The organism is Ignavibacteriales bacterium (assembly GCA_016709765.1).
Taxonomy (GTDB): Bacteria; Bacteroidota; Ignavibacteria; order Ignavibacteriales; family Ignavibacteriaceae; genus IGN3.
The window spans coordinates 443,292-454,966 of the sequence record JADJMD010000012.1 but is presented as its reverse complement, the minus strand read 5'-3'; the positions used below and the strand labels follow the sequence as shown (position 1 = coordinate 454,966).

Sequence of the window (11,675 nt, the reverse complement as noted above, 5' to 3'; positions counted from 1 at the left end):
TAAGCGCATTCTTTAGGATGCGCTTTTTTTTGTTTATTTTTACACACAATAATTAAAAAACTAAGCAGCCAATGAGTAAATTAAATCAGGTTCAAATAAGGGATAATCTTACAAGATTTTCAGGCTGGCATTTTGAGAATGAATCTATCACAAAGCAATTCCAGTTTAAGGACTTTATTGAAGCTTTATCATTTGTAAATGCTGTAGGTTTGGAATCTGAAAAGATAGATCATCATCCTGATATTTTAATGTTTGCATGGAATAAAGTTAAAATAACAATATCAACACATAGTGCAAGCGGTGTAACAGAAAAAGATTTTGCGCTTGCACAAAAAATAGAGGAACGAAAAAAATGAGCTCGCGTTTAGATGAACTTTTAGATAAGTACGATGAAAATCCTTTGGACCCGGATATTATTTACAGCATCGTCAAAGAATATTTAAAAACTAATATGGATGATCAAGCCGAAGAATTTCTAAAAGATCTTTTGAAAAAAGATCCTAAATATGTTCAGGCTTACATTACTTTCGGAAACCTAAAAGAAAATAACAACGAAATTGAGGATGCCGAATATTATTATCGCACCGGATTAAAAATCGCCAAAGAGTTAAGTGACACTAAAGCAGTAAGAGTTTTGGAGGATTATCTTGATGAACTTGAATAATGAAGATGTTATCAAAATATTTAAAAGTACCGAAGCACTGTTGGAAGGACATTTCTTGCTGACGTCAGGCAGACACAGTAACCAATATTTTCAGTGTGCAAAAGTCTTGCAGTATCCAGATTATACTTCGCAAATTTGTTCCTTGATTGCAAATCATTTTAAGGATTTTGAAATTGATACTGTAATTGCACCTGCTATGGGCGGAATGATTGTTGGATACGAAATAGCGCGTCAATTAAACAAACGATCAATCTTTACCGAAAGAGAAAATAAAGAGATGACACTGCGCCGTGGATTTTCATTATCCAAGGGTGAAAAAGTTTTAGTGTGTGAAGATGTTGTTACAACAGGTGGGTCAGTTTTTGAAGTGATAGAAATAGTTAAAAAATATGATGCTGAAATAGTTGGAATCGGAAGTATTGTTGATCGCAGTAACGGCAAAATTGATTTTGGTTTTGATTTTTTTCCTTCTCTGAGATTAAACGCAGTTTCATATCCTCCTGAAGATTGTGCGATTTGCAAAGAGGGAAAATTAGAATTAGTTAAACCTGGCTCAAGAAAAGTTTTTTAATCACTTTCAATAGAACCAAATGAAAAAATATTTATTATTATTTACACTCATACCTTTAATATCATTTCCACAAATAAATTTTGATCAATACTTCGCAGATAAAACTTTAAGATTGGATTATTATCATACAGGAAATGCAACGGAAGATTCTTATTCTATAGATGAATTGATAGAAGAACCCTATTGGGGTGGATCAAAAACCAATCTGCTTGATAAGTTTGATTACGGCAAGTATAAGTTTGTTGTAAAAGATTTTGTTTCAGGAAGAGAAATTTATTCACATACTTATGCTACTTTGTTTAGCGAGTGGCAGACAACCGATGAAGCAAAGCAAACAACAAAAAGCTTTAGTGAAACAATTGTTTTTCCATATCCTAAAAACAATGTTATGGTAGAATTCTATTCAAGAGATAAAAAAAATATTCTGCATAAAAAGTTCGAATATGTAATTAATCCAAATAGCTATTTTGTTAAAACAGAACGCACACTTGAGTACCCGAATTTTAAAGTCGTAAATAATATCGATTCTGATCAGGCAGTGGATATAGTTATTATTCCGGATGGCTATACTTTGGATGAAATGAATAAATTTATAAAAGATTGTGAAAAATTTGCAGGGTTTCTTTTTAACGCATCACCTTACAAAGAAAATAAAAATAAATTTAACATTTGGGGAATTGAAGCTCCATCAAAAGAAAGTGGTACTGATATTCCGGCAGAAAATGTCTGGAAAAACACTATTGTAAATTCTAGATTTTATACATTCGATCTTGATCGATATTTGATGACAAATGATAATAAATCCTTACGCAACATTGCATCAAACGCTCCTTACGATCAAATTTTTATTTTAGTAAATACAACCAAATACGGTGGTGGTGCTATATATAATCATTATTCAGTTTGTGTAAGTGATAACAATTATAGTGAATATATTTTTACACACGAATTTGGGCATGGATTTGCAGGACTTGGAGACGAATATTACACATCAGATGTTGCTTATAATGAATTTTATCCACTCGATGTTGAACCGCTTGATCCAAATTTAACAACGCTTGTTAATTTTAAATCCAAGTGGGAAGACATGCTTGATAGCAAAACACCTGTTCCAACTCCGTCAACTAAAGCGTTTAACAGTACTGTCGGTGTATTTGAAGGCGGTGGTTATGTTGCTAAAGGTGTTTACAGACCTATGCAGGATTGTTCTATGAAATCAATTTCAGTTGATAATTTTTGTCCTGTTTGTAAGCGTGCAATAAAACGAATGATAGATTTTTACAGTGAATAACCAGAAAGAAAATTTTGAATCAAAAAAAATTACATAAAACTGTTGAAACAATAGCATCACAAAAATTTGTCTCTGATGAAGAGATGCTTACTACAGTAATTAATGAAATAGTACACGACCCGGCAATTGGATTTACAGGTGGCAGAATCTGGAAGTTGTATCCTGAGAAAGAAGGTTATAAACTGCTTTATCAAACCGGCAAAATGGAAAAGATCGAAAAGGATTTTATTATTCGGGCATTAGAATATCCGGTATTTGAGCAGCTTGCACAGTCTAGAACAATTCTTGGACATGAAACAATTGAAGCCTTGAGAAAAAAAGGTATCTTTAAATATTCTGCTTCTGGTGTTGGACATAAATCTAAATTACATGGGAAACCATTTTATCAATATGTTCTGGCTCTAAACTCTAAAAATATTGATGACGAGCTAAGAATTAATCTAAGCATTATTGCAACTGCATTAACATCGCAAATAAAGCAAAGAAAAATTTCTTTAAGTGCTAATCTCTTAAAAGCAGATATTGACAAAGCGAGACAACTGCAAAAAAGTATTTTACCTGAGCATGAATATAAATTTCATCATTTTGATATTTATGGTATTACTGATCCCGCAGAAATTGTTGGCGGAGATTTCTTTGATTATTTAGATATTGGTGATAACAACGATAGAATCGGAGTTACTATTGGTGATGCAGCAAGTAAAGGTGTTGCTGCTGCTGCCGAGGCAATGTATGTTTCCGGTGCCCTTAGAATGGCTACTACTTTTGAGATCAAAATTTCTTTAATCTTAAAGCGAATGAATGAACTTGTTAATAAGATTTTTGAGGATGATAAATTTACTTCTTTATTTTATGGTGAGCTTTCTACTTATAAGAATGGGTTATTTCTATACGCAAACGCCGGACATAATCCGCCAATGTTTTATAAAAGCGCAAAAAATAAAATAGAACTGCTTAATCCAACTGGACCTGTTTTAGGGCCCGCACCACAATCAAAATATTTTGTTGAAAACATTAATATTTATCTAAACGATATTCTGGTTTTATATTCTGATGGAGTTACCGAAGCGGCTAATTCAAAGTTTGCATTTTACGGCGAGCAACGATTGATGTCTATGATAAAAAAACTTAAGGATAAAACTCCTAAAGAGATAGCTCTTGGGATATTAGAAGATGTTATAAATTTTTCTACAAATGGATCTTACACTGATGATAAAACAATTGTGGTAATAAAAAGAACATCGTAAACCAAAAACAATCTTATTAATAGTATGCTAAAATCAATCAATCCGGCAAACGGTAAAGAGATTAAATCCTACAATGAAATGTCCAGTGAGGAATTATCGCAAATCATTTCGTCGGCTGATAATGCATTTACAAGTTGGAAAGAAACTTTATTTACCCATCGTTCAGAATTAATGAAGAATGTTGCAAAAGTTCTAAGGGAATACTCTGAAGAATATTCTGTGTTGATGACAATGGAAATGGGAAAGCCCATTACACAATCAAGAGCAGAAGTTGAAAAGTGCGCATGGGTTTGTGATTATTATGCCGAGAGTGCAGAACAATTTTTAGATGATGAAATAATCAAAACGGAAGCCACAAAAAGTTTTGTCTCTTTTCAACCACTTGGCGTGATACTAGCAGTTATGCCATGGAATTTTCCATTCTGGCAGGTATTTCGTTTTGCTGCCCCAAATTTAATGGCTGGCAATGCAGGATTATTAAAACATGCTTCAAATGTTTCCGGTTGCGCATTAGCAATAGAAGATGTTTTTAGAAAAGCAGGATTTCCTGAAAATCTTTTTCGAACTTTATTGGTAACTTCAAAAAATGTAAATGAAGTAATCTCAAATAAAAAAGTTAAGGCCGTAACACTAACAGGAAGTGTTCCTGCAGGAAAATCAGTTGCTTCACTATCGGGAAGTTTAATCAAAAAAACTGTTTTGGAATTAGGTGGAAGTGATCCATACATTATTCTTGAAGATGCTGATTTAGAGAAAGCTGCATTGTCTTGTGTAACGTCTCGTTTGATAAATGCTGGGCAAAGTTGTATTGCAGCTAAAAGATTTATTATTGTAGAAAGTATTTACGATGAATTTGAAAAGTTATATTTGGATTTGATGTCAAAGAAAAAAATGGGCGATCCTTTTGATGAGAAAAATGATTTAGGACCACAAGCAAGCATTCAGCTTAGAGATGAATTGCATGCTCAAGTTTTAAGAAGTATTGAGCAAGGTGCTGAGTTGGTTCTTGGCGGAACAATTCCTGATATGGAAGGGGCTTACTATTCACCAACAATATTAAAAAATGTCAAGCCGGGTATGGTTGCTTTTGAGGAAGAATTATTTGGCCCTGTAGCAGCATTAATAAAAGCAAAAGATGAAGATAACGCAATCAAGCTTGCTAATAAAAGCATTTTTGGTTTAGGCGCTGCAATTTTTACAAAAAGTTCCAACAGGGGAGAGCTAATTGCCAAAGAAAAGTTAAACGCGGGTTGCTGTTTTGTAAATGATTTTGTTAAATCTGATCCAAGATTACCATTTGGCGGAATAAAAGAATCAGGTTACGGAAGGGAACTTTCTCCATTCGGAATAAAGGAATTCGTAAACATCAAAACAGTGTATGTAAAATAATTATAAAATATTTTTTATAATTCTTGTAATGCCATCGAAATTATTGTAATCATCAAAAGTTGCAATCACTTCCAGATCTACTTCAACCTTCTCACCATTTATTTTAAAGTATACGCTACAACGGGAGTTTATTCGTATATTTCTTTGAAGTTCTTCTAATAAAATTTTTGTTTCATTTTCATGAAGTTCCATTGGAATAATAGATTTTATGCTCATTCTTCTTAAATCAAAAAGTGAGTACCCTAAAAAATGAATAAACTCAGAATTGGCGTCGATAATCTTTCCAGAAACATCTGTAAGAAACATTGGGTTAGTAATTTTTGGGAAAATACTTTTGTACTGATTAACAATCTTTCTCTGGTTTCTCCTATCAGACTCCAGGTCAGAAATTTTTTCTCTTAAATTAACAATCTCACTTAACAATTCTTTTTCCGTAATTACAACATCGTTATGTATGTAATGATTCATAACTTTCCCCTAAAAATGGGTTATTAAAATGGATTATAATAACTAACTAAGGCTTATTTGTAATTAAAGTAAATAGTTAGTTTACACTATTTTTAAAAAATTTAATGCGTTTTTAATCAAAAAAAAATAAATAGCGTGTAACTATTGCTAAAAGAGAATAGATTTAACTAACTCCAGCAGGTCCTTTTTCATAAAAGGTTTTGAAAGGTAATGTGTGCAGCCTATACTTAAAAATTCTTCCTTTTCGCCTGTCAAAGCAAATGCAGTTAAGGCAACGATTGGAGTGCTTTTGTATTTACTGAACTTTTTTATTCTTTGTGTGGTTTCGATTCCCGATAGACCTTTACCCAGATTAATATCCATAAAAATAAGTTTGTAAGATTTTGTCTTAACCAGTTTAATGGCCTTTTCTCCGGATTCAGCGGAATCAATATTGCAAATATTTTTAAGGAATAATCTTATTATATCTCGGCTAGCTTCATCATTATCAACTATTAAAATATTTGGTAAATCACTGTGTGAAAAATCTTTTTCGGGATTAGAATCTAATTGTTCAACCGAACCATTCAACTCATTTTTTAATTTAAACTGATGCAATGGGAACAACACTTCAAATGTTGATCCTTTTCCTAATTGACTATTTACTATTATTTTGCCAGACATTAATTCAATAAATCTTTTTGTGATGGTTAGCCCAAGTCCGGTGCCATCAAATTGTCTGCTTAGCCCTTCGCTAACTTGTCTAAATTCTTCAAATATATTTTTTAAATTTTCTTTTTTGATACCAATTCCGGTATCCATAACAGTTATAGATGCAAAATCTTTTTTATCTTTATTAATAATTTTCACTTCAATCGTTATGGTACCATTATGTGTATATTTAATAGCGTTACTAATTAGATTATTAAGAATCTGGAATAACAATTGTTCATCTACATAAGCATAAACATCTTTTTTTGATTTTTTTGCAAGAACTGATAAGCCTTTTTTAGCCCCGATTGACTTAAACAGTTTAAGGTTTTCATCCACAAAAATATTTAGATCTACTTCTGAGTATTTCAATTCAAGTTTATTTGCCTCAATTTTCGAAAGATCAAGTACAGAGTTGAGAGTTTCCATCAATCTTTTACCGCTTGATAAAATCATTTCTGCCATATCTGAAAATTGCGGTTTTTTAATTTCATCTCGTAAAATTTCGGCAAATCCTAAAATGCCTACCAATGGCGTTCTAAGTTCATGACTAATACTGGTAAAGAAATTACTTTTTAATCGGGAAGCCTGTTCTGCTTTTTCTTTAGCTACAATTAACTCTGATTCATTCTTTTTTAATTCTGTAATATCAAGGCTAACACCTGCAAGTGCAACTGGTTTTCCTGAATCATCCGTAATTAATGAAGTGGAAAGATGTATTGGAAATTCCTCTCCATTTTTTCTTTTGTTGATAAGCTCACCCGTCCATCCGCCGGCTAATGTTTCGGGATATATCTTTTTTACTACTGCAGGATCACTCTTTTCTGAACGGACAAATGTAATTGGTTTACCAACAAGTTCTGCTAACGAATAACCATAAACACGACTAAAAGATTTATTAATAAAAATAATTTTATCACGCATATTAGTAATACAAACACATTCTGATACACTTTTTAATGCATGAGCAAGAATAATTATTTTTTCATCCGCTAATTTTCTTTCTGTTATATCAGTTATAAATCCTTCAAGGCAAATAACCTCTCCCTTATCATTATAAATGGCACAACCCTTCTCCCAAACCCATTTTTCAAGTCCTTGCCAGGTGGTTATACGGTATAACATCGTAAACTGTTCGTGATTATTAATGGCATTTTGAACAGCTTCATACACAAGCAATTGGTCATCTTTATTGATTAAGTTAGCATAACTAACTACTTTATCTTTTATAAGTTCGTCTTTTCTATATCCGGTTAATTCGTAACAGCCATCACTTACGAATTCCATTGTCCAATTAATATTGTTAGCACACCTATAAGCCATTCCCGGCAAATTACTCATAAGTGTAGAGATTTCTCTTCTCTGCTCAGAAATTATTCGTTCAGAAATTTTTCTCTGTGAAATATCTCGGACAATTGCTTGTAGATAAATTTCACTTTGTAATTCAATTCGTTTTAAACTTACTTCTGCATCAAACTGGCTTCCATCCAATCTTTTATGTTTCCATTCAAAAAACTGTGGAGTTCCACTCAGTGCGTTGGTCAGTTTCTCTTGTGCCTTACTTTTAGATGAATGTCCATCGGGCTGAAATTCGGGTGAAAATAGATAGGGGTTTTTACCAATGATTTCATCTTTTGCAGCTTTAAACATTTCTTTGGTTTTATCATTACAATCAATAAATACATCTTCTTTCATTAAAAAGATTGCATCATTAGCAGATTCAAAAAGTGTTTTAAATTTTAATTCATTTTGTTTTAGGGAATTAAGAGCTTTTAGTTTTTCAGTTACATCTGTAAAAAAAATTGCAATAGTTTTTTCTGATAATTTCATTACAGAAAATTCATAAACACCTTTAAAGTGAGCATCTTCATAAAATAAATTTTGATTAAGTAGCGACTGCCCAGTATTAACAACTGAAATAAATTTCTCTATTAAGCTATCTTTTACAAGTCCTGGAAAGATTTCTTGAATTTTTTTTGATATTAAAGCATAAATATCTATTTGAAGAATGTTAACAGCGGATTGGTTAGTAGTAATTAGAATCAAATTATTATTCTCATCCAGTCTGTAAACAAGAACTCCCAACGGCGAGGCATCCAACATATTCTGCAAACTTTGAGCTAGGTTTTTGGCTTTAACCTCTGCATCTTTTTGAAAAGTGATATTATCAAATACAAAAAATATTTCCTTTGCCTTATTTTGTTCGTTTGACGTGTAAATAGTTTCTCTCACCCAAAACTCCTGCCCATTTTTACGAACCATTTTCATCTCGTGGGAAGATTGTTTTTTAGGATTTAACAGAGCAGACTGAATTTGTTTTTCAAGCTTTTTTGAATCTTGCGGGGTAAATAAATCAGAAATGTATGATCCTATTAATTCACCAACAGTGTAACCTAATTCACGTGCGCCATTTTCATTTACAGATGTGATTTGGTATTCATAATTAATAGTGATATGAATTAATGGATGATTTTCATAAAGAGAACGATATTTCTCATAATTAGCATTATGCATTTTTTAACTATTCGTTCTTTGATACTGAAAATATTTATATACGATTTTCATATGACTTAAAATAATCCTGTAAAGATAGAATTAAATTTCATTATAATCTTACGAGTTAAGATAAGAAGATTTTTTAATTGTTTAGAAGAAAGTTTTGATTAAAAACTTATGTGTTCTTAGCTAAATTGAACAGTCAAAATCATTTTCTAATTGTTATAATTTAGTTTGAGGGTTATCTTTACAATTCAAATTAACAACTCAAGATATCAGTTTTTGAAAAACTATAAACTAATTATACAGTATGATGGGACAAACTACGCTGGGTGGCAAATCCAAAAGAACTCCGAAACAGTCCAGCAAAAGATTACCGACGCAATTGAAGTTGTACTAAAAGAAAAAATTAACCTAATAGGTTCAGGAAGAACTGATTCAGGGGTGCATGCGTTAGGGCAAGTAGCAAATTTTAGAACGGAAACGGATATTGATATTTATCGATTTAAACATTCACTTAACTCGGTTTTACCATTAGATATTGTTGTTTCTTCAATGGATGAAGTTGACTTAGAATTTCACGCCAGATTTGATGCAAAAAAAAGAAAGTATTTGTATCTAATCTCACAAAACAGATCACCATTCTATAAGAATTATTCATATTTTTATCCGCGTAAAATTGATTTACAAAAATTAAATATACTTAGCAATCTCTTACTTGGTGAAAAAGATTTTACATCTTTCAGCAAAAAAAATGAAGATATTGAGAACAAAAATTGCTCAGTGTATAAAGCATTTTGGTGCAAAAAAAGTGAACTATTTTTGTTCACGATCCAAGCAAACAGGTATTTGCACGGAATGGTAAGAACAATTACCGGCACATTATTAAAGGCACAAGATCAAAATGATCCAGAAGCTTTTATTAACGGAATTTTTAAATCACAAAACCGGGAAGAAGCTTTTGAATCTGTTTCTGCTAAAGGATTATTTTTATATAAAGTGGAGTATTGAAAATGTTCAATCTAAATTCTAAAAAAATATTAATTACTGGTGGCTCAAAAGGGATTGGTGCAGCCTGCGTTAAGTATTTTTGTATGGCGGGTGCTGCAGTTGCGTTTACATACAACTCTAATCCCGGGCTAGCTGCCAGATTAGAAAAACGATTTTCAAAAATTTCTAAATGTAAAGCATACAAGGTTGATATTAGCAATGAAGATGAAATTAAAAGTACTGTTAATTCCGTTTTAAAAGATTTTGGAAGAATTGATGTTTTAGTTAATAATGCCGGTATTTGGAAAGAAGGCAAAATTACAAAGATGAAACTTTCTGAATGGGAAGAAACTATAAAAACAAATCTTACATCTACATTTTTATTTACACAAATCGTTAGCCGCTTTATGAAATTAAAAAGATATGGCAAGATTATTAATATATCATCAACTGCAGGTCAGCGTGGTGAAGCAAATTACTCGCACTATGCCGCTTCTAAAGGCGGAATGATATCTTTTACAAAATCACTTGCAGCTGAACTTGGTCCCTTTAATATAAATGTAAATAGTGTTGCTCCAGGCTGGGTTTTAACCGATATGTCTAAAAGTGTTTTATCAAATAAAAAAAATCTTGACGAAGAATTGAAAAAAATACCAATAGGTAGAATAGCCACTGCAGATGATATTGCAGGTCCAGTTATCTTTCTCGCCTCTGATTTATCAAGACACATAAATGGAGAAGTATTAAACGTTAACGGCGGCTCAGTTTTAGTTGGATAAAAAATTATTATGGAATTTTTAGCTAGCATACATCCCAAAGTTGTTCATTTTCCGATAGCATTTTTATTGTTGTATCCGATTATTGAATTACTTTTTATAATATCCGGTAAAGATTTTTTTTCTAAATTATCGGTTATTTTTTTAACAATCGGTGTGATTGGATCTTTGTTTGCAGTGCTTTCCGGTAATCAAGCATTTGAACTTGTAAAAAATTGGACGAATGAAGGCAAGGAAATTTTTAACAATCATCAAGCTTATGCAAATTTAACTGTTTGGTTTTATTCTATATTATTGGTCATAAAATACTTTCTATTCGTTAAGAAAAAACTTAATCGTATTTTAATAATAGTTATCTTTGTAATGTCTTTATTAGGAGGCTATTTTGTTTATCAAGCCGGTAATTACGGCGGCAAATTAGCTGAGCAGGTTATACTTAATTCAAGTTCACCGAATATAGATAATAACTAAATTATATTATCAAGTTTTAAAATGATTAAAGCAATTAAATATTTATTCATAGCCTCATTTATTCTTACTTCATCTAGTTATGCTGGAGAACCTCCATCAAGCAAAGCCACCGGATTTTTTGTTGCGTTTGGAGTTGGACCACGAATGCCTATTGGTGATTTTGCGAACACAACTGATATTGGTTATGGAGTGAATGTTGAATTTTCGTATACTGATAATGAATTTCTTCCGGTTTTCCTTTTTGCAAACATTGGATATGAACAATATCCTGGTTCACAGAATTATTTTCAAGAAACAGATTATTCAAATTTTCATACAAATGCTCTTCCGGTAAATGTTGGAATGCGATATTATTTTGCACCCCTTTTAGAGAATATTGTTTTACTTATGCCAATTGTTCAAGCTTCTGCAAATTATACATATTATCAAACATTAAATGAGTTTGATCAAAATTCCGGTAAAAACAATTTTCTTGATGACAAAAGTAAGTTTGGATTAAGCGTGGGCGCGGGTATTTCGATGTTTATGATGGAACTGTTAGCATCATATAATTATATGCCTTCTAATCAATTTATTTCTATTGATCTAAAAGTAAGAATACCCTTATATATAAATTTTTAAG

The 11,675-nt window shown here is 31.8% G+C and carries 12 protein-coding genes; 10 read left to right on the top strand and 2 right to left on the bottom strand.

The window, feature by feature from the left end:
• Positions 1 to 71 precede the first annotated feature (71 nt).
• The 6 genes from IPJ23_07875 to IPJ23_07850 are packed head-to-tail and all read left to right on the top strand — an operon-like array spanning position 72 to position 5,162.
• A complete protein-coding gene (locus IPJ23_07875) occupies positions 72 to 356 on the top strand; it encodes a 4a-hydroxytetrahydrobiopterin dehydratase (GenBank protein MBK7630604.1) in 285 nt (94 codons plus the stop codon).
• A complete protein-coding gene (locus IPJ23_07870) occupies positions 353 to 664 on the top strand; it encodes a hypothetical protein (GenBank protein ID MBK7630603.1) in 312 nt (103 codons plus the stop codon). The genes IPJ23_07875 and IPJ23_07870 overlap by 4 nt, the downstream gene beginning before the upstream one ends.
• Positions 657 to 1,235, top strand: a complete 579-nt coding sequence (locus IPJ23_07865) for an orotate phosphoribosyltransferase (GenBank protein MBK7630602.1) — start codon at positions 657 to 659, stop codon at positions 1,233 to 1,235. The genes IPJ23_07870 and IPJ23_07865 overlap by 8 nt, the downstream gene beginning before the upstream one ends.
• 19 nt (positions 1,236 to 1,254) lie before the next feature.
• Entirely contained in the window at positions 1,255 to 2,526 is a 1,272-nt protein-coding gene (locus tag IPJ23_07860; GenBank protein MBK7630601.1) for a peptidase M64, read from the top strand.
• 14 nt (positions 2,527 to 2,540) lie between these two features.
• A complete protein-coding gene (locus IPJ23_07855; protein MBK7630600.1) occupies positions 2,541 to 3,773 on the top strand; it encodes a SpoIIE family protein phosphatase in 1,233 nt (410 codons plus the stop codon).
• 24 nt (positions 3,774 to 3,797) lie between these two features.
• The gene (locus tag IPJ23_07850) at positions 3,798 to 5,162 is read left to right on the top strand and encodes an NAD-dependent succinate-semialdehyde dehydrogenase (protein MBK7630599.1); all 1,365 of its coding nucleotides are present in this window, start codon (positions 3,798 to 3,800) and stop codon (positions 5,160 to 5,162) included.
• Here IPJ23_07850 and IPJ23_07845 read toward each other — a convergent pair whose 3' ends face one another.
• Together IPJ23_07845 and IPJ23_07840 are read right to left on the bottom strand one after the other, a co-directional pair.
• Positions 5,163 to 5,630, bottom strand: coding sequence for a PAS domain-containing protein (locus tag IPJ23_07845; protein MBK7630598.1), 468 nt, complete (start codon positions 5,628 to 5,630; stop codon positions 5,163 to 5,165).
• A 147-nt stretch (positions 5,631 to 5,777) separates the two neighbouring features.
• Positions 5,778 to 8,834, bottom strand: coding sequence for a PAS domain S-box protein (locus tag IPJ23_07840; protein ID MBK7630597.1), 3,057 nt, complete (start codon positions 8,832 to 8,834; stop codon positions 5,778 to 5,780).
• 264 nt (positions 8,835 to 9,098) lie between these two features.
• Between IPJ23_07840 and truA the strand changes: the two genes are divergently transcribed.
• From truA to IPJ23_07820, 4 genes are read left to right on the top strand one after another with little or no spacing between them, the layout of a single operon-like run.
• The gene (gene truA, locus IPJ23_07835) at positions 9,099 to 9,827 is read left to right on the top strand and encodes a tRNA pseudouridine(38-40) synthase TruA (GenBank protein MBK7630596.1); all 729 of its coding nucleotides are present in this window, start codon (positions 9,099 to 9,101) and stop codon (positions 9,825 to 9,827) included.
• A gap of 2 nt (positions 9,828 to 9,829) precedes the next feature.
• Positions 9,830 to 10,585, top strand: coding sequence for a 3-oxoacyl-ACP reductase FabG (locus tag IPJ23_07830; protein MBK7630595.1), 756 nt, complete (start codon positions 9,830 to 9,832; stop codon positions 10,583 to 10,585).
• Positions 10,586 to 10,594: 9 nt separating this feature from the next.
• Positions 10,595 to 11,053 (top strand): hypothetical protein, encoded by a 459-nt coding sequence (locus IPJ23_07825; GenBank protein MBK7630594.1) that lies wholly within the window; start codon positions 10,595 to 10,597, stop codon positions 11,051 to 11,053.
• Between the two features lie 21 nt (positions 11,054 to 11,074).
• Positions 11,075 to 11,674, top strand: a complete 600-nt coding sequence (locus IPJ23_07820; protein ID MBK7630593.1) for a hypothetical protein — start codon at positions 11,075 to 11,077, stop codon at positions 11,672 to 11,674.
• The last annotated feature ends 1 nt before the right edge of the window (position 11,675 follow it).

Bases quoted from the DNA above. Each gene is read 5' to 3' on its own strand.
- IPJ23_07875 (MBK7630604.1), top strand. From the start codon at position 72: ATGAGTAAATTAAATCAGGTTCAAATAAGGGATAATCTTACAAGATTT.
- IPJ23_07870 (MBK7630603.1), top strand. From the start codon at position 353: ATGAGCTCGCGTTTAGATGAACTTTTAGATAAGTACGATGAAAATCCT.
- IPJ23_07860 (MBK7630601.1), top strand. From the start codon at position 1,255: ATGAAAAAATATTTATTATTATTTACACTCATACCTTTAATATCATTT.
- IPJ23_07850 (MBK7630599.1), top strand. From the start codon at position 3,798: ATGCTAAAATCAATCAATCCGGCAAACGGTAAAGAGATTAAATCCTAC.
- IPJ23_07845 (MBK7630598.1), bottom strand. From the start codon at position 5,630: ATGAATCATTACATACATAACGATGTTGTAATTACGGAAAAAGAATTG.
- IPJ23_07840 (MBK7630597.1), bottom strand. From the start codon at position 8,834: ATGCATAATGCTAATTATGAGAAATATCGTTCTCTTTATGAAAATCAT.
- IPJ23_07830 (MBK7630595.1), top strand. From the start codon at position 9,830: ATGTTCAATCTAAATTCTAAAAAAATATTAATTACTGGTGGCTCAAAA.
- IPJ23_07825 (MBK7630594.1), top strand. From the start codon at position 10,595: ATGGAATTTTTAGCTAGCATACATCCCAAAGTTGTTCATTTTCCGATA.
- IPJ23_07820 (MBK7630593.1), top strand. From the start codon at position 11,075: ATGATTAAAGCAATTAAATATTTATTCATAGCCTCATTTATTCTTACT.